This window comes from Enterobacter sp. E12, from assembly GCF_014596715.2.
In the GTDB taxonomy this organism is placed as follows: Bacteria; Pseudomonadota; Gammaproteobacteria; order Enterobacterales; family Enterobacteriaceae; genus Enterobacter; species Enterobacter bugandensis.
On sequence record NZ_CP115601.1, the window covers coordinates 2,534,156 to 2,552,502 of the forward strand.

At 50.9% G+C, this 18,347-nt stretch carries 17 protein-coding genes and 1 pseudogene; 8 read left to right on the plus strand and 10 right to left on the minus strand.

The genetic code is table 11. From position 1 onward, the window contains the following. Positions 1-114: 114 nt before the first annotated feature. Positions 115-333 carry a cold shock domain-containing protein gene (locus tag IB212_RS12090; RefSeq protein ID WP_028013321.1) on the plus strand — a complete coding sequence of 73 codons (219 nt, stop codon included), beginning with the start codon at positions 115-117 and terminating at the stop codon, positions 331-333. A 243-nt stretch (positions 334-576) separates the two neighbouring features. Here the strand turns inward: IB212_RS12090 and IB212_RS12095 are convergent, their stop codons facing one another. Further along, entirely contained in the window at positions 577-822 is a 246-nt protein-coding gene (locus IB212_RS12095; protein WP_309257186.1) for a YnfU family zinc-binding protein, read from the minus strand. Positions 823-890: 68 nt separating this feature from the next. Between IB212_RS12095 and IB212_RS12100 the strand changes: the two genes are divergently transcribed. Beyond that, positions 891-1,118, plus strand: coding sequence for a hypothetical protein (locus tag IB212_RS12100; RefSeq protein ID WP_071993718.1), 228 nt, complete (start codon positions 891-893; stop codon positions 1,116-1,118). A 675-nt stretch (positions 1,119-1,793) separates the two neighbouring features. On the opposite strand, the gene IB212_RS12105 is transcribed toward IB212_RS12100, so the two are convergent. From IB212_RS12105 to IB212_RS12115, 3 genes are all read right to left on the minus strand, one after another. Continuing rightward, the gene (locus tag IB212_RS12105) at positions 1,794-3,062 is read right to left on the minus strand and encodes a Y-family DNA polymerase (RefSeq protein WP_188245588.1); all 1,269 of its coding nucleotides are present in this window, start codon (positions 3,060-3,062) and stop codon (positions 1,794-1,796) included. A 2-nt stretch (positions 3,063-3,064) separates the two neighbouring features. Then, positions 3,065-3,484 (minus strand): translesion error-prone DNA polymerase V autoproteolytic subunit, encoded by a 420-nt coding sequence (locus IB212_RS12110; protein WP_041909723.1) that lies wholly within the window; start codon positions 3,482-3,484, stop codon positions 3,065-3,067. Positions 3,485-3,725: 241 nt separating this feature from the next. Further along, positions 3,726-4,487, minus strand: coding sequence for a tail fiber domain-containing protein (locus tag IB212_RS12115; protein ID WP_188245587.1), 762 nt, complete (start codon positions 4,485-4,487; stop codon positions 3,726-3,728). Between the two features lie 110 nt (positions 4,488-4,597). Here IB212_RS12115 and IB212_RS12120 point away from each other — a divergent pair. Both IB212_RS12120 and ttcA read left to right on the plus strand, forming a co-directional pair. Further along, a pseudogene (locus IB212_RS12120) lies at positions 4,598-5,143 on the plus strand (site-specific integrase); the annotation flags it as partial. A 49-nt stretch (positions 5,144-5,192) separates the two neighbouring features. Then, positions 5,193-6,128, plus strand: a complete 936-nt coding sequence (ttcA, locus tag IB212_RS12125; RefSeq protein WP_028013348.1) for a tRNA 2-thiocytidine(32) synthetase TtcA — start codon at positions 5,193-5,195, stop codon at positions 6,126-6,128. Between the two features lie 42 nt (positions 6,129-6,170). Here ttcA and dbpA read toward each other — a convergent pair whose 3' ends face one another. The 4 genes from dbpA to IB212_RS12145 form a co-directional block, all read right to left on the minus strand. Next, positions 6,171-7,544, minus strand: coding sequence for an ATP-dependent RNA helicase DbpA (gene dbpA / locus IB212_RS12130; protein WP_188245586.1), 1,374 nt, complete (start codon positions 7,542-7,544; stop codon positions 6,171-6,173). Positions 7,545-7,571: 27 nt separating this feature from the next. Next, on the minus strand, positions 7,572-7,736 hold the full coding sequence (locus IB212_RS12135) for a hypothetical protein (RefSeq protein WP_305143948.1): 165 nt from the start codon (positions 7,734-7,736) through the stop codon (positions 7,572-7,574). Between the two features lie 291 nt (positions 7,737-8,027). Then, positions 8,028-9,011 carry a zinc transporter ZntB gene (zntB, locus tag IB212_RS12140; RefSeq protein ID WP_028013350.1) on the minus strand — a complete coding sequence of 328 codons (984 nt, stop codon included), beginning with the start codon at positions 9,009-9,011 and terminating at the stop codon, positions 8,028-8,030. 154 nt (positions 9,012-9,165) lie between these two features. After that, on the minus strand, positions 9,166-10,308 hold the full coding sequence (locus IB212_RS12145) for a methyl-accepting chemotaxis protein (protein ID WP_188245585.1): 1,143 nt from the start codon (positions 10,306-10,308) through the stop codon (positions 9,166-9,168). 444 nt (positions 10,309-10,752) lie between these two features. On the opposite strand from IB212_RS12145, the gene IB212_RS12150 reads away from it, so the two are divergent. The 3 genes from IB212_RS12150 to IB212_RS12160 all read left to right on the plus strand — a co-directional run bounded on the left by IB212_RS12150 (position 10,753) and on the right by IB212_RS12160 (position 14,422). Beyond that, positions 10,753-12,882: a bifunctional diguanylate cyclase/phosphodiesterase gene (locus IB212_RS12150; protein WP_188245584.1), complete on the plus strand. Its 2,130-nt coding sequence runs from the start codon at positions 10,753-10,755 to the stop codon at positions 12,880-12,882. A gap of 92 nt (positions 12,883-12,974) precedes the next feature. Continuing rightward, positions 12,975-14,207: a sensor domain-containing diguanylate cyclase gene (locus IB212_RS12155; RefSeq protein ID WP_188245583.1), complete on the plus strand. Its 1,233-nt coding sequence runs from the start codon at positions 12,975-12,977 to the stop codon at positions 14,205-14,207. A 74-nt stretch (positions 14,208-14,281) separates the two neighbouring features. Further along, a complete protein-coding gene (locus tag IB212_RS12160; RefSeq protein WP_032644880.1) occupies positions 14,282-14,422 on the plus strand; it encodes an Ecr family regulatory small membrane protein in 141 nt (46 codons plus the stop codon). A 190-nt stretch (positions 14,423-14,612) separates the two neighbouring features. Here the strand turns inward: IB212_RS12160 and IB212_RS12165 are convergent, their stop codons facing one another. Beyond that, a complete protein-coding gene (locus tag IB212_RS12165) occupies positions 14,613-15,512 on the minus strand; it encodes a LysR family transcriptional regulator (protein WP_041909711.1) in 900 nt (299 codons plus the stop codon). A gap of 142 nt (positions 15,513-15,654) precedes the next feature. Here IB212_RS12165 and IB212_RS12170 point away from each other — a divergent pair, with 142 nt between their 5' ends. Further along, the gene (locus IB212_RS12170) at positions 15,655-16,584 is read left to right on the plus strand and encodes an aromatic alcohol reductase (protein WP_188245582.1); all 930 of its coding nucleotides are present in this window, start codon (positions 15,655-15,657) and stop codon (positions 16,582-16,584) included. Between the two features lie 101 nt (positions 16,585-16,685). Here the strand turns inward: IB212_RS12170 and IB212_RS12175 are convergent, their stop codons facing one another. Further along, a complete protein-coding gene (locus IB212_RS12175) occupies positions 16,686-18,302 on the minus strand; it encodes an ABC transporter substrate-binding protein (RefSeq protein WP_188245581.1) in 1,617 nt (538 codons plus the stop codon). Positions 18,303-18,347: the final 45 nt, after the last annotated feature.

An 18,347-nucleotide genomic window follows, 5' to 3' on the forward strand; every position in this document is an offset into this window, starting at 1 on the left:
TCTCATAACTAGGTGTTATCTCTGATATCCCTCCTTTTGAGTCCATACATATACCAGCATACGTTTCTTATCATGAGCTTGCTTGTCAGTTTGAAATGTTCAAACGGAGTTTGTATGTCATCTAAAATCATAGGTCTTGTTAAGTGGTTTAACGAAGATAAGGGGTTTGGCTTTATCTCCCCACTTGATGGAAGTAAAGATGTTCTTGTTCACACTTCTTCCCTGCGGGGAGAAACATTTAATACCCTTTTTGAAGGACAAAAAGTCAAATTCGCTATCATAGCTGGAACTAAAGGTCCAATCGCTGCCAATGTAACACTTTGCGATAGATAATTTTAGATGGTTTACTTAAGCCAGCATGACTTTATCAGTGAAAGGTGATGTTCGGTTACTCACATCATTACAACAGGCCAGCATATTTACTTACCATCAAGTTTGCTGACCGATGTGATGAAATGCAGGACTGCTGCATGAACAGTCTCAAAGCAGAAGCTAACTGCTTATAAAACATTAAAGTGCGTAAGAGGTTAGGCAGCCTCCAAAAGCATCACTTCTTATTTATTCTATTATTGTTTTTTAGAAGCGCTGGGAAGATTTGAACAAAGCGCTACAGTATGGGCACACCAGCTGAGCCCCCTTTTGTACACGATTGTAACTATGTTCAGAATCTTTTGAGCAGATTGGACAAGGGCATTTTACTAAATAATTTCGGCGGAATTGAGAGTTTTTACGTGCAGACATAGACTTCTCCAGTTCAAATGGACCGCTACAGTACACGTAAAGGCAGCATAATGCTTGTTTTAATTTCGAGAGAGGTGACATAACGTGAATAAGCCAAACCCTTTCGAACAACCACGAATCTCAAAAAGCCATCAAATACAGTGGGATATATGAAAAAAGTAATCATTTTCTTTAATGGTAAACCAAGTAAAGTTATCACTGTACTTAAAGGCGTGACGTCAATACGCGAAGAATATCCTAATGGAGAAGAGGTAAACCTTCAGATCATGTCAGCCGGTTTTCCCTCTTTAACAGGTGACCATGAAGTTGTTTATGTTGCATCAGATCGAGAACTTACTTCTCAGGAAATACTAGATGCAGCCCAGAAGTATCTTTAAGATACCCAGACACACAGGCAAGACCAGTGTAAAAAATCACAATTATAATAGTAATTATTTATTATTAACGCCTGCTAATCGCAGGCTTTTTTTTCATAATACACACAACCATTTATTTTCTTGCAAATCAAACAGAGGAGTTAAACTTCCATTACACTCATTCCTCGATTTACAAGGTCAAGCAGTTTCTTAATCGGAGTCCGAAAAAGATGGAGCAAAGAAATTAAAAAAATGACTCTATCAAATGCTTCATAGGATTATATGTTTAGAATCATCCCCAACGACGACTTTACTAATGATCAGCCCGGAAGACAAAACATCAACTATTGCTTCAAGACTCAAAAGTAAAAGATGATTACCACTTTTAAAATTATCATCACTTAAAATAATTTGAACGTGGACGCGGCAAAAAGTATGTAAAACCTCAATAAATACCGTATCATTTATTGAATGTAGCTGTTACATTGGATTTGATGATGAATCCTCCTCAGCGGCAGGGCTAATTAACCTGATGAATTATGTATCAAGCGGCTCATCATGTATTTCTGAAGCAGCGAGTCAAGAGTGGTTAGTTCAATGACTCACCGGGAGGCACCCGGCATCATATCCGTAAACCCCTGTGTACTTGCAGGGGCTTATTTACATCATAAATCTCTGAACGGGCCGATTAGAGAATCACCTTATTTTTAAGAGATCTGAATATCTTGTAGTATAACGCGGAGATAACATTTCCCGTTTCATCTGCCAGTGCTGCTGTATACCCTGCCCGGCAAAGTAAAGCGTTCCTTTACCGTCTTTCGCGTTCAGATGATCCAGCACCTCCATCAACCTTTCGCTACCTGCCCTCGGGGCGTTCTCGTCAAACAAGTTGAGCTGTGCTACCCCTTGGCTGAAAAAATCCCCAAGCATGATTCCTGCCTTCTGATACCGGTGACCTTCCTTCCAGATTTTGTCCAGGCACTTTACCGCGGCGTTGATGATGTCGCGGGAATCCTGTGTAGGTGTAAGAAGCTTCATTGACGCACTATTACCGTAATATGGCTCGTTAAGCGCAAAAGGTGAGGTTTTCACGAAGGCCGAGATAAACCGGCAATACTGATGCTCACCGCGTAGCTTTTCAGCGCCTCTGGCGGCATAGGAGCAAATGGCCTGCCTCATTTGTTCGTATTCAGTGACGCGTTCACCGAAAGACCGGCTGCAGACGATTTCCTGCTTTGTAGGCGCAAATTCCTCCAGATCGAGACAGGGCTCGCCGCGCAGCTCCCGGACAGTTCGCTCAAGGACGACATTAAAGTGCTTTCGAATAATCCACGTACTCTGCTCAGAGAGGTCCAGAGCCGTTTTAATGCCCATAGCGTTCAGCTTCTTGCTGATGCGCCTGCCGACTCCCCAGACGTCCTCCACCGGAACCAGAGCAAGCAGTCGGCGCTGGCGATCGATATTGGATAGGTCCACTACCCCGCCCGTTTGCCGCTGCCATTTTTTGGCGGCATGGTTTGCCAGCTTCGCCAGTGTCTTTGTCTGGGCAATGCCAATACCCACCGTCAGGTGCGTACGCTTCAGAACTGTAGCGCGGATCTCTTTCCCGAAGTCTGTCAGGTCACGACAATTTCGAACACCAGTCAGGTCACAAAAAGCTTCATCGATACTGTAAATTTCGACGCGGGGACTCATTTCCTCCAGCGTCGTCATTACCCGGTTCGACATATCAGCATACAGCTCATAGTTGCTGCTGAAGCAGACAACGCCAGCGCGCCGGAATAGCTCCTTTTGCTTAAAGAACGGCTCTCCCATAGTAATTCCAGCGGCTTTGGCCTCGGCGCTGCGCGCGATTACGCAGCCATCATTATTTGAGAGAACGACAACCGGCCGCCCTCTCAGGTCCGGCCTGAATACAGTCTCGCATGATGCGTAGAACGAATTCACATCACAGAGCGCAAACATGTTCAGCTCGCCGATTTAACGATAAAAGTCACGACGCCGAAGACGTTCAGGGTGTCCTCGCTGCCAACAACTATAGGACTGTAGGCGCTATTCATAGGGTTGAGCTGAACGGTCGGGCGTAACTGCAAACGCTTAACAGTGAATTCCCCTTCAACCGCGGCGATGACAATGTCACCGTGCTCAGCCGTGCGCGAACTATCCACCACCAGCAGATCACCGTCGCTTATCCCGGCTTCGATCATTGAATCCCCCGCGGCTTTGACGAAATATGTAGAGCTCGGGTGAGCGACAAGTAACTCATTGAGATCGATACGCTGTTCAACGTAATCAGCTGCGGGGCTTGGGAAACCACACTGTACTAAGTCACTGAAAAGCGGAAGAGCGATAATTTCTCGCAGTTCTGTTGGCCTGATGAATTCCATTGCACACACCTCAAATACTGTTTTTATATACAGTAGTTTTATTTGTAAGTGTCCGCAAGATACAGGCCCTATCGTCACTGCTTAAAGCTTCGCCGTTTCGTTTCTAAGTTTATCTCTCGTTTCGAATTATCTCTTTTGTAAATTTTTCAATAATGGCGCAGATGTAAGCAGATCTGAGGGAGACAAAACCCGTTAAATGCCAGAACGGGCTGCGGCTGAAAGCTAAGTCTTCATGATTCCGCTATTTTTGCTTAAGCTCCTGGAGCTCTTTCTGTGTTGCCTCCAGCTGTTTAATGACGTAGTTCAGTGCCAACACGGTATCAAGCATGATGACGTTGCTATCCAGCGCTAACGTATCGTCAGCATCAACCCTGTTGCCTTCACCATCAAATTTCGGTGCTGCAGGGACCAACGTTACGTACTCTCTGTCGATCTTCATGACATCCTGAGCGATAACACCTCGGCGAACTCTCTCCAAAGGGTCATCGTTGTATACGTAAGTTGCTGGCAGGAATTTCTTGATATTCTCGTATGACTGATAACCATCATCGTATTTCACACTATGTTTCAGTTCGATATCACAGTTTGGTTGTTTAGAGAAAATATAATTGCCCCCAAAACCACCACTGCCTGAAACTGAAATATCCGCGGTAACGGTATTAAACGAGAAAATACGCGTTCCTGCAGATCCGCTATCACCAATGGTTACAAGTTCAATAGATGGCCAGTTGCTTTTCCCCTGGGAAATAGATCCAAGAGCGGTAACGGCGTGATACCCCCCTGAGCAATAGGTATGCCACCTGCCAAATGGTACAAATCCACTATCGTTTGGAGTTGATAGGTTTGGGCGTGCAAACGATGTGTTCGTGCTGTAGCCGTTAACAATATCTTGGTAACCGCCACCGTATCCTTCCCCAGGGCCAATATGGATTTTTGACTGAAACGCTCCGTATGGGTACCAGCGGAAATCAGCATTGGTACTTACACCATCATAGATGTTCATTTGTACACGGGCTAAATCGGGTCCTGACCCACGTACAGCGCCAAGCCTCCATGTGCCAGAATAGTAGTTACCAGAAAGCCAGTTAACATAATTTTCAGCCGGACCGTCTTCATGGGGAGCTTGCAGCTCTTGCCTGGGAAGATATCGACTGGGAAAAAGGTACGGCTAATATACAGCGCAATCTTAATGCGTTGGGCATGTTCGGCCCACCAAAAACCGAAGCAGGTGACCGAGTTATCACGCTATTAGAGCCAGCACTAGAGGCCTTGAAGGCACAGCGTACACTGACTTCGTTACAGCCCAAAACCGAGATTGTGTTTCATCACCGTGAGTATGGTGCGATGGAATATCAAAATCTGCGATTTGTTTTCATGCCCAGGATGCGCAAGGGCATACAGAAGGCCTACTACTCTTTATCGAGTATCGGCTCCAGATTTAACGCAGCTGTAAAACGTGCTGGTATTCGCCGCCGGAATCCGTACCATACGCGGCATACTTTTGCCTGCTGGCTTTTATCTGCCGGCGCTAACCCGTCTTTCATAGCCAGCCAGATGGGGCATGAAAACGCGCAAATGGTTTATGAAGTCTACGGTGCGTGGATTGAAGAAATGAATGGCGAACAGGTGCTGATGCTTAACGATAAGCTGGCACGCTGAATAATTTTTGCCCCTATTATGCCCCTACTGGCTCCGAAGGTAGTAATAAATGCAAGAAAATCAATCAAATACAAAGAAAGAGCAATACAACCTGAATAAACTGCAAAAGCGCCTGCGCCGTAACGTGGGCGAAGCCATTGCAGACTTCAACATGATTGAAGAAGGCGACCGCATCATGGTTTGCCTGTCAGGGGGTAAAGACAGCTACACCATGCTGGAGATCCTGCGTAATCTTCAGCAAAGCGCGCCGGTGAATTTTTCTCTGGTGGCGGTCAACCTTGACCAGAAACAGCCGGGTTTCCCGGAGCACATTCTGCCGGAATATCTGGAGCAGTTGGGCGTTGAGTATAAAATCGTCGAAGAAAACACCTACGGCATCGTGAAAGAGAAGATTCCGGAAGGGAAAACCACCTGCTCGCTTTGCTCTCGTCTGCGCCGCGGCATTCTCTATCGTACCGCAACGGAACTGGGCGCGACCAAAATTGCGCTGGGCCATCACCGCGACGATATCCTGCAAACGCTGTTCCTGAACATGTTCTACGGCGGCAAGATGAAAGGCATGCCGCCTAAGCTGATGAGCGATGACGGCAAGCATATTGTGATCCGCCCGCTTGCCTACTGCCGGGAAAAAGACATTGAACGTTTTTCTCAGGCGAAAGGGTTCCCGATCATTCCATGCAATCTGTGCGGCTCACAGCCGAACCTGCAGCGTCAGGTGATTGGCGACATGCTGCGCGACTGGGACAAACGTTATCCGGGCCGTATTGAGACCATGTTCAGCGCGATGCAGAACGTGGTTCCTTCCCACCTCGCTGACGTAGAGCTGTTCGACTTCAAAGGTATCAACCACGGCTCGGAGGTGGTGAATGGTGGCGATCTGGCGTTTGACCGGGAAGAGATCCCAATGCAGCCTGCGGGCTGGCAGCCGGAAGACGAGGACAATCAGTTCGAAGAGTTGCGTCTGAACGTGCTTGAAGTGAAATAAGCGATGGGCGTCTCAGAAAGACCTTCTGAGACGCTTTATGCCTTATTTCAGCAGATGTACGCGGCAGGTTTTGCCTTTAATCTTGCCGTTTTGCAGCTGCTTCCACGCCTTGTGGGCAACCGCCTGGCGAACGGCCACATAAACATGTGCCGGATGCACCACAATCTTCCCGATATCCGCCCCTTCCAGACCCACATCGCCGGTCAGCGCGCCTAATACATCACCCGGACGCATCTTGGCCTTTTTGCCGCCATCAATGCACAACGTCGCCATTTCCGCCTCCAGCGGCACGAGTTTGATGCTGCCCGGCGCGTTCACCCAGTTCAGCTTGATCAGCAACATTTCAGCAAGAATATTGGCACGCTGCGCCTCTTCCGGTGCGCAGAAGCTGATGGCCAGGCCGCTGTTTCCGGCGCGAGCAGTGCGACCAATACGATGGACGTGCACTTCCGGGTCCCAGGCCAGTTCATAGTTCACCACCAGTTCAAGGGATTTGATGTCCAGACCGCGGGCGGCGACGTCGGTCGCGACCAGCACGCGGGCGCTGCCGTTGGCGAAACGCACCAGCGTTTGATCGCGATCGCGCTGTTCCAGATCGCCATGCAGAGACAGTGCGCTCTGCCCCGCCGCATTCAGGGCATCACAAACCGCCTGGCAGTCTTTTTTGGTATTACAGAACACCACGCATGATGCAGGCTGGTGCTGGCTCAGCAGTTTCTGCAGGAGCGGGATTTTTCCCTGCTGCGAGGTTTCAAAGAACTGCTGTTCGATGGCCGGCAGAGCATCGACGCTGTCGATCTCAATGGTGAGCGGATTATTCTGCACGCGACCGCTGATCGCGGCGATGGCTTCAGGCCAGGTCGCAGAGAACAGCAGCGTCTGACGATCGGCCGGCGCGAAGCGGATCACTTCATCAATGGCATCGCTGAAGCCCATATCCAGCATCCTGTCCGCCTCGTCCATCACCAGCGTGCTTAAGGCATCGAGCGAAACGGTGCCTTTTTGCAGGTGATCAAGCAGGCGGCCGGGCGTCGCGACAATAATGTGCGGCGCGTGCTGGAGCGAATCGCGCTGTGCGCCAAACGGCTGCCCACCGCAGAGGGTTAAGATCTTGGTATTGGGCAGGAAACGCGCCAGGCGACGCAGTTCACCCGCGACCTGGTCTGCCAGCTCGCGGGTCGGGCACAGCACCAGTGACTGGGTCTGAAACAGCGACGCGTCAATATGCTGCAGCAGACCAAGACCGAAAGCGGCCGTTTTCCCACTGCCCGTTTTCGCCCGCACACGCACATCCCGGCCTTCAAGGATAGCGGGCAGCGCGGCCGCCTGAACAGGCGTCATCGTGAGGTATCCCAACTCGTTGAGGTTGTCGAGTTGGGCGGCAGGCAGAACATTCAGGGTAGAAAAAGCGGTCACAATAATCTCTCGTGGTCATCTTTACGGTCAGATGGCGCGTATCCTCGCAGATCTCGGGGTTCGATGCGACAATTTAATCGGTTCTTCGTCCGGCGGCGGGTCTGGCATCGGCTGCGGACGCGGAATGGGATCGGGCATCGGCACGGGATCGGTGGGGACAGGATCGGACTGACGCGCGTGTTGCAGTAGCAGAGCGAGTAAAATGCTCATTTTTCCCTCCAGGATTTGCTGTCGTCCCTTTTAGGGTAGACGCTGAGAAACAGGAGGCAAAAAAAAGCCGACTATAAAGTCGGCGTCGTACGAATCAATTGTGCTATGCAGTAATTCAAAAAAGGAAGTAAGACAATATGGAGCGCAACGCCCATCGCTTGACGTTGCATTCACCTGCGGGAGTAATATTGCACCTTACGGGGGTGATGTTTATTGACTTCGCTCAATTAAAAGAGCGTTTTAATCCTCGAAAAAGGTGAAAAAATCGTAAATTTACAGCCATTTACTACGATGCAACCACCATGCAACACCACCAATCAAAACAACTAACATGACGCAAAACGCGGTGAAGCCGTACCGATATTCGCCGCCGGGTATACCGCCCAGATTGACGCCAAAAAGCCCTGTCAGAAATGTGCTGGGTAAAAAGACCATCGCCATCAGGGACATCGTGTAGGTTCTTCTCGCCAGCGACTCCTGCATCACCTGCGCGATTTCATCCGCCATCACCGCCGTTCGGGCGATACAGGAATCGATCTCATCCAGCCCGCGGCCCAGCCTGTCAGCAATGTCCTGCATCCGGCGGCGCTGATCGTCATTCATCCAGTTGAGTCTTTCACTGGCCAGACGGGCATACACATCCCGTTGTGGCGTCATATACCGACGCATCACGATCAGCTGCTTGCGCAATAGCGCCAGAAAGCCGCGCGGCGGGATCTGCTGATCGAGCAGATTATCTTCCAGGTCAATGATTTTATCGTGCAGCTCTTCAATAAATTCGCTCGCATGATCGGTCAGGGCGTCACAGACGTCCACCAGCCAGCTGCCGCAGTCAACCGGTCCGGTCCCCTCTTTGAGGTCGTTCACAATGTCATCCAGCGCCAGAACCTTACGCTGACGTGTGGAAACAATCAGCCCATCGTCCATATAGACGCGCATCGCAACCAGCTGATCGGGACGTTCATCCGTGCTGCCGTTTATACAGCGCAGGGTGATAAGCGTCCCGTCACCCATCCTGCTTACGCGAGGCCGCAGGCTTTCCCCCGCCAGCGCATCACGTACGTTGTTAGGCAGCAGCGGAGTCGAGGCCAGCCAGTCAGCACTGTCCGGGTGGGTATAGTTCAGATGTAGCCAGCAGGGATGCTCTTTATCAATGACATCATCATCTTCCAGCGGTCGGGCGCCGCCGCGACCGTCCAGCACCCACGCAAAAACTGCGTCAGGAACGTTAAGTTCGGATCCTTTAATGCTCTCCACAGCGCCTCCCCTGTTTGGCTCTTTCGATGTCAGTCTAGCTTCCATCAGGGGTTAAGCAACAACTATGTTTCGCATCGCGCTGAAATCGCTCAGGAATTGTACACGCTATATTTTGGGAATAAAAAAGCCTGGCATGCCAGGCTTCGGGAAGCTGTCAATGAGAGTGCTCGGGGAGCTGATGGTACGAAACAGGGCTGGCTACTGGTGACGAGGGGTGCCCCTGGTCCAGCCTGAAATTTCGGGTCCGCGTCTGCAGTTCGATCACCTGATTACGCAGCACTTCAGAGGAACCGTTGAGCTCCTCCGCCATCGCCACGTTGCTTTGCGTGACCCGCTCCAGTTCGGACAGCGCCAGCGTGATCTGGGAAATGCCCTTCTCCTGCTCTGCGGTTGAGGTAGAAATTTCGTCCATTAACCGGCTGACGTTGCCGGAGCCGGTCACGATGTCACGCATATTCTTCTCCGCTTCCGACACTACGCTGGCACCCTGGGTGACATTACTGCTGGTAACGTCAATCAGCGTTTTGATGTTTTTCGCCGCCTCGGCGCTGCGGTGAGCCAGGTTTCGGACTTCCTCTGCGACCACGGAGAACCCTTTCCCGTGATCGCCCGCCCGCGCGGCCTCGACGGCCGCGTTAAGCGCCAGAATATTCGTCTGGAATGCAATCCCGTCGATCAGGGAGATAATTTCCGTCATCTGCTGCGCGCACTCGGTAATGGATTGCATATTGCTGGCAACCTGTTCCATCAGATCTCCGCCCTTGCGCGCCTGCAACGTCGCGGCATTCGCCTGCTCGCTCGCCAGCCGGGTATTATCGGCATTGTTTCGGGTACTTGCCGCCATCTGCTCCATGCTTGCCGCAGTTTGCACCAGAGACGCAGACTGTTGCTCTGTTTTCACCGAGAGCTGAGCACTGCGGGAAGAGAGCTGATCCGACAAGGCCATGGCGTTTTGTGATGATGCCCTGATCTCACGCACCAGCGTAGCGATGTTGCTGGAAAGAGTATTAATCCCGGGAATTAATCGCCCCGCGCAGTTATTGCCAAACTCGGGGATAGAGACGCCTAAGTTGCCTGCGGTCACTTCTTCAATACTTTTTTTCACAGTATTGATCGGCGTCACAAGAAACTTCGTCATATAACTCCAGAGCAAAAATAATCCAACGAAATTGACCAGATTAATCGAAACGAAAAGAGGAAGATTGCTGGAAAATAGAACAACGATACCTGCATTCACTAAAAACAGGCACAGCAGGAACCAGGCAATGAAGGTCCTGACACTAATATTTCTTAGCATGATTTTACCCACAACTTATATTTTGGTCGGCATTTAGATTTATAGCATTCACTTTTGCGTTTGTCCTCACATAATACGCTGACTTCTCGTTTCGCCGTTACCCACCCTGTATTTAACTTAAGTCAGATAAAAAATGGGTTTTAGTAGAAATGTCATACCCCATATGCTGTATTGCTGGTCCAAAGCCCCCTGAAGCGATACCATTATTTGCGGTGCATGCACACATATTTAAGACGCTTTGCTACAATCTATCGACTATGTTTAGCAGTACTTAATGCATTAACATAAAGAATATATTTTATATTTCGGGTAAGTTTGACCTTTTATATAAGTGGCTATTTTCCACGATAAATAACTAATATGGTTTGAATGCGCATGTTCGTTGCCAGATAAAGACGTGCCGGCCGGCAAAATCGGTAACCCTCTCAGGCGTGGGATTGCATAATGCTCAATATATCGTGGGACCCTGTGTTGATCGCTGTCTCTTATCTGGTGGCGTTTATCGCCTCCTTTGTGGCCCTGGACAGCGCCGGGAAAATTCCCCTTTCCAGCCGTAAAGCGGCTCTGTTCTGGCGCATTGCCGGCGGGATCACGCTGGGCATCGGGATCTGGTCAATGCACTTCATCGGTATGCTGTCGATGCAAATGCCGATGATGATGAGCTATGACCTATGGCTAACCCTTGCGTCTCTCGGCGTGGCGATCGTTGCCTCCACGATAGCAATAAATATTGCCGTTACGGGCAAACACCTCTCTCCCTTTCGGCTGTTCTTCGCCACGGTTATCCTCAGCGCTGGCGTGGTCGCTATGCACTATATCGGCATGGCCGCGTTGATGCTGGAAGGAAACATCCTCTGGGATCGGCGCATTGTGGGTGTGTCCGTGATGATTGCCGTGGTCGCCTCCGGCGTGGCGCTGTGGCTGGCTTTTCGCCTTAGAGATAAGCACAAAGGGGTCTTTGTGACTCGCATTCTCGCCGCGTTAGTCATGGGCGCCGCCATTTGCGCGATGCACTATACGGGCATGAGCGCCGCGCATTTCCATGAGATGGCGCATACGCTCCCCGGCGGGGTCAGCGAGCTGGGGTTATCCATCTGGGTTTCCGTCACCACGCTCGCCCTGCTCGGCATGATGTTAATTATTTCGCTTATCGATTCGCACTGGCGGACCAGCCGTCTGACGGACAATCTGCGCCAACTCAACCGTCAGCTTGAGCTACAGGTTCGCTTTGACGCTCTCACCGGCCTTGCAAACCGCCAGCAGATGGATATCCGAATGCAGGATTGTCTGCACAGCGCCTTGTTGAGTAACAAACAATTTGCCGTGGTTTTTCTGAATGTCGATCGCTTCAGACGCGTGAATGATACCTGGGGTCACAGCGTCGGTGATGAGTTATTAATTACCATTGCCCAGCGCATCACCTCCCTACTTACCCGTGAGATGACGCTGGCCAGGCTGGGTGGGGATGCCTTTATCATGCTGGTTCCCGAATACGACGAAGAAAAGCTCACTACTCTGCTCACGACGCTGCTCGCGGATATGCGCCGTCCGCTATCCCTTTGCGGACATACGCTGAGTACCACCCTCAGCGCGGGTGTAAGCCTTTATCCTCAGGATGGCGAAACGCTGCATGAACTGAAGTTTAAGGCGGATGCCGCCTTACACCACGTTAAGCAAGAAGGTCGTAACGGCTGGGCGTTTTACCGCCCTGAGATGTCAACGGCGGTTCCGGCGCAGCCGGGTTTTCTGCAGGAACTTTATCAGGCGCTGGAAAGCGATCGGTTTGAACTGTGGTATCAGCCAACATGGCATGCTAAAGATAAGACAATCCACGGTTTTGAGGCTCTTCTGCGCTGGCGGCATCCGGAGCAAGGCGTTTTGCTGCCAGGTCTGTTTTTACCCACTCTGGAACAAACGGGTTTGATTATTCCGGTTGGCAACTGGGCTATTGAAGCCGCGTGTCGGCAGCTTCATTTCTGGACTGAACAAGGTTTCAGCCAGTGGACGTTATCGCTCAATTTATCCCCTATTCAGTTCGAACAGCCGGATATCTTTCACATCGTGTCGTCCATGCTGGATAAATATAATCTGTCGCCCTCAAGGCTGATCCTGGAGGTCACGGAGAGTACCGCGCTAAAAAATCTCGACCGCAGCATCGAGCTGCTCAACACCTTTAACCATGCGGGGATCACCGTCTCTATTGATGATTTTGGCACGGGTTATTCCAACCTGCTGATGCTGAGCGTTCTTCCGGTAAAAGAGCTTAAAATCGACAAGAGCTTTGTGTCCTCTATGCTGGGAAATGAAAAAAGCCGCAAGCTGGTGGAAACCATTATTAATATTGCCCGCACCATGGAGATGACTGTCGTTGCCGAGGGGATTGAAACGGACGAACAGCAGGCAATACTGACCAGCCTCGGCTGTGACTATCTCCAGGGCTACCTTTTCTCCCGCCCCTTGCCCGCTGAACAGGTTCCGTGGCTGCTGCTACAAAAAAACTCAGACAAACAAATTATACCCATAAGTAAAATTCAAACGGACCCCGAATTTATTTCACAAAAAAATCATGCCTGACGGGATTGAGTAGAGTATGTTTCAAGGGAGTACATGCGGGTCAGTTCTGCCATGATTGCCAGGCGTATCGTGCCGATGAACAGGAAAATACTATGTCGCAAAATAGTTTTGATGCGCTTAATGCAATTAAAACGCCCGTGTGGCTCATTTCTCCTGTTTCGGAACAGATTATTTTTGCAAATGTGGCCGCAATACAGCTAACGGGTAATAAAACGCTGAATGACCTGCGTAAAGGGTCCTGTTCTGCAAGTGCGCAAACCGTACTGTCAATGTATGTTCCTGAACTGAAGAACGATCACGATATTGTCGAGATCTGGACAGTTAGCCGGGGCGGGCAGGACGTACCGATAAGCTGTCGCCTCTCCCTCACCCACGTCACGCCGGATGGTGATGTTATCGTTTTCGAAGGAATCTCTTCGCACGCCCCCTCAGGCCTGAAAGCCAGCCGTTCCGCAACCTATCAACGCAAAAAACAGGGGTTTTACGCCCGCTTTTTCCTGACCAACAGCGCACCAATGTTGCTAATCGATCCTGCCCGTGACGGGCAAATTGTCGATGCAAACCTGGCCGCGCTCAGCTTTTACGGTTATTCACATGATGAGATGTGCCGGAAGCACACCTGGGAAATTAACACGCTTGGCAGAGGCGTCATGCCCATCATGACGGAGATTGCTGCGCTGCCCGGCGGACATAAGCCGCTTAATTTTATTCACCGCCTTGCCGATGGCACCACCCGCCACGTCCAGACCTACGCGGGGCCCATTGAAATCTACGGTGACAAACTGATGCTGTGCATAATCCATGATATCACTGAGCAAAAGAGGCTTGAGCAGGAGCTGGAAAATGCTGCATTACGTGACTCGATGACGGGGTTACTCAACCGACGTCAGTTTTATAACGTTATCGACCAAACCAACCTGAGCCACCTCTCCGCCCAGCAGCAATTTAGCCTGCTGCTGGTGGATACCGATCATTTTAAAAATATCAATGACCTCTTTGGTCACCTGAAGGGTGATGAGGTGCTCATCGCCCTCTCCCGAACGCTGGAAGCCTGCAGCAGACAAGATGACCTGGTGTTCCGCTGGGGAGGTGAAGAGTTTGTCATCCTGTTGCCGCGTACGTCTCTCGAAACGGCGCTGAAGATTGCCGAATCCGTCCGTGCGGCGGTCACCCATATTACCCTCCCAGGCTTACCACGCTTTACCGTCAGTATTGGCGTGGCTCGGCATGACCCGGAAGAGAGTATTGACGCGCTGTTTAAACGTGTCGACGATGCGCTCTATCGCGCCAAAAACGACGGGCGTAATAAAGTCCTTGCGGCATGAAACTGGAGTATCGTGAAAAGCCCCGCTACAATGCCCAGCTTAAGTAAATTAACGACGGGTGGGTTGTGGCAACAATGGGAAAGACAGAAATAATACTCACCTTAATTATTTTATTGCTTATTATATTTGGCTTATGGTTTATTTTCAGCGGTGAGATTTGGTTTTTCGTTGAATATCTGGAAAACAGTCTCTACCCCACTTTTGACGCACTGTAGTGCACGTTTAATTTATTGTTTCACCTACCGAATCTGTCAGGTATCTGCATTGCCCTCAGCCACGTAAGATACGCGGCGTTATCCTCCAATAATGTTGATAACGAATCACTAAATCATTTGCTTATTTCGCCCGTTCTCTGACGGGCTTTTTTTATTTCCGGCTATTAAGCAAAATCAGGGTTTTCGCCCGTCAGTCACCATGTTGGTGTAGCACCGCTCTGCTCCAGTCATAAAAGGCGCGTACCGAAGGCGGGAGATAGCGGTTTTGTGGATAGACAAGCGAAAGCGGTAAATCGAAAGAGACGTCCTCCATACAGCGAACCAACGCCCCGCTCTTCAGATACGGCTCAGCCAGATAGCTGGCCACGCGAATTAATCCGAGCCCTTGAATTCCGGCCTGGATATAGGCGTCGGTGTCATCAACGATCAGCGTCTCTTTCATGCGGATTGCACAATCGCCGTCATCACGCGTAAAAAACCAGTCAATGGTACGCCCGGTGCGGTGGTTCAGGTAGCCGACTGCGTAATGCTTTTCCAGTTGGTCGAGATTTTCCGGCTTACCACAGGCGGCTATATAGCCCGGAGAAGCCAGAACAACCCATCTGAAGTTCGCCAGAGGGCGCGCGACCAGCGTCGTTGAATCTTCTATCCTCCCGGTGCGGATCACGCAGTCATACCCTTCCTGAATAATGTCCTCCACGTTATCGCTGGAACAGAGTATCAGCTCCAGCTCGGGATACTGGCGGAGAAATTCAGGGAGACTGGGAAGAATGCAATGTCGGGCGAGAGACTGCGGCATCCCGACTTTAAAACGGCCTCTTGGCTGCGCGGATCTGCCGGGAAAGGAAGACTCCATTGTCGCAATATCCGTCAGCAGCCGTTTGCTCTCGTCATAGTAGCGTCGGCCTTCTGCGGTCACGCTGAGTTTCCGGGTGGTGCGCTGTAAAAGCTGAATGCCCAGGTATGTCTCCAGCTCCTTAACGACCCGCGATACGGTTGAGCGCGGTAGCCCCAGCACTTCTGCCGCCCTGGCGAAGCTGTGGGTCTCGACCACACAAACGTATACCCGCATTGATTCCAGTTTATCCATATTCCCACCGCGCCTGAAAAGATCGATTATCCCATTTTTACGAACAGTCTAACTTATGCTTGTCGTCTTATCGAATGCAGCCATCTGACATAACCTTGCTCAAGTTGAAGTAATCAAGCGATTTAACAAAGAGAGGCTCAGTATGAAAGAACGTGATATCACGACAGGCGAAAAAGTATTAGTGCTTGGTGCAGGACAATTGGGCGCTGCCGTGCTGGAGTATCTGGTTCCGGCAGTCACGCAGCGCGACGGCGCTGTCTCCGTTATCGTATCGCCCGGCGCCAGGGACAGCCGGGGTAAGCTTCAGTCCGAAACGCATCAAAAACTGGCTGATGCAGGGGCCAAATTTATCTCTGTAGATGTCGCTGCCAGCACGATTGACGCGTTAAAAAACCACTTCGCGGATTTTGATACTGTTATCAACTGCATGGGGTTTGTCGCTGGCGCGGGAACACAGATAAAGATTACTCGCGCGGTACTGGAGGCTCGCGTTAAACGCTATTTTCCCTGGCAGTTTGGCGTGAATTACGATGTGGTAGGCAAAGGGAGCGGTCAGCCCGTCTGGGACGAGCAGTATGATGTCAGGACGCTACTGCGGGAACAGAACGCGACGGAATGGGTGATTGTTTCAACCGGCATGTTTACCAGTTTTCTCTTCGAACCGGCATTTGATGTGGTGAATTTATCCGAAAAAACCATTAATGCGCTCGGAGGATGGGACACACAGGTCACCGTGACATCACCTGCGGATATTGGCCGACTCACCACCGAAATTTATTTGCATCAGCCGCGGATCGTAAATGAAGTGATATTTGTCGCAGGTGAAACAACCTCATACGGAAAACTGGCAGAAACCGTTGAACGTGTGACCGGCCAAACGTTCACTAAAGACGTATTACCCCTCTCTGCGTTACTGGATGAGCTGCGTTTGAAACCGGATGATACGATGACAGGCTATCGCACGGCCTTCGCCAGGGGAGACGGTGTATGGTGGCCGATGAAAGATACCTGGAATGTACAGAATAATCTGCCGACCCAGGATATATCGTCATGGCTAAAAACCGTCATTTGAGGACATCACCTTTCAGAACGCTAATGAAAACTGGCGCTGTCAGCCGCGCCAGCTTTTGGTTTAGCCGTGGTTACCTTGCGTTAACAGGCAACCGGTACTGATTAGTGCTTTTCAATATATATCGTCCGGCTATATGCCACGTCTTCCGGGTTATTGATGGGGTAGCCCTTCACCCAGGGCTTAATCAGACGACCGTTAGTGTACTGATAAATTGGCGCGATGGGCGCCTTCTCCATAAGGATTTTCTCCGCCATGTTGTAGTCCGCATTGCGCGCCTTCGCGGTGGTTTCCAGCGTCGCCTGCTGGACGATCTTATCGTAGGCAGGGTCATTAAAGCGGGAGATATTGCCGCTGTGAGTGGAGGTCAACAATGACAGGAACGTTGATGGCTCGTTGTAATCGCCCACCCATGAAGCGCGGATCACATCAAAGTTACCGGTATTACGGCTATCGATATAGGTTTTCCACTCCTGGTTTTGCAGTTTGACATCCACACCGAGATTTTTCTTCCACATGGAGGCCACCGCAATAGCGATTTTCTGGTGGTTTTCCGAAGTGTTATACAGCAGGTTCAGCTTTAGCGGGCGCTGAGGACCGTATCCTGCAGCCTGCAGCAAGGTTTTGGCCTGGGCGTTCAGCTCCTGCTGCGACATCTGCTCAAACGGCGAGGCGTCCGGAGTGAACCCTGCCGTCACGTCTGGGGTGAAGTGCCAGGCGGGTTTCTCTCCCGTGCCTAACACCTTTTCCGCCATAATGCGACGGTCGATAGTCATGCTCAGCGCAAGACGGACGCGGGCATCGGCAGTTGGGCCCTTTTGCGTGTTAAACGCATAGTAATACGTTCCCAACTGAGGCGGCGTATAAACCTGCCCCGGAATGTCCTTCATGAGCTTCTGATACATGTTTTTTGGGAACGATTCGGTAATATCCATATCCCCTGCCAGGTAGCGTTTGGTCGCCGACGATTCCTGATTAATCGGCACGAAGGTCACCTTCTGCAGTACCGTTTTGGCATTGTCCCAGTAGTGCGTATTGGGCACCACAACCAGTTTTTCATTCACCACGCGGTCCTTCAGAACGTAAGCCCCGTTCCCCACCAGCGCGCCCGGCCGTGTCCACTCTTTACCGCTTTCGACGTTAGCTTTTTGTACTGGATAGAAGGCAAAGTTCGCCGTCAGGTTGCTGAACCACGGCAGCGGTTTGTCCAGCTGAACGCGTAACGTTCTGGCGTCCACCGCCGTCACACCCAGCGTATCGGGCGCGGCTTTGCCGTCAATAATGGCCTGCGCGTTATTAATTCCCGCCAGCGCGGCAAACCAGGCAAACGGAGAGGTGGTTTTCGGGTCAACCAGACGCTGCCAGCTGTAGACAAAATCCTGGGCGGTGACAGGGGAGCCGTCGGACCATTTCGCGTCATCGCGTAAGGTAAACATCCAGACACGGTTATCGTTGCTCTGCCAGCGTGTCGCCACGCCCGGCGTCAGCTCCCCTTTCTCATTCTGATTAACCAGGCCTTCAAAGAGATCGCGAATCACCTGAATCTCTGGCAACCCCACGGCTTTCGCCGGGTCCAGCGAAGCCGGCTCGTCTTTAATATGCCTGACCAGCTCTTGTTTTTGCGCCAGCGCAGTGCCCTGCGGCACGTCAGCTGCGAAAGAAAGTGAAGAGAGCCCGCACAGGCACAGTGCGGCAAAAAGACGCGAAACAGGATGCTTCATAAGATCCCCTTTAATGAATTCAGGTATTAAGCAGATGCGTAATTA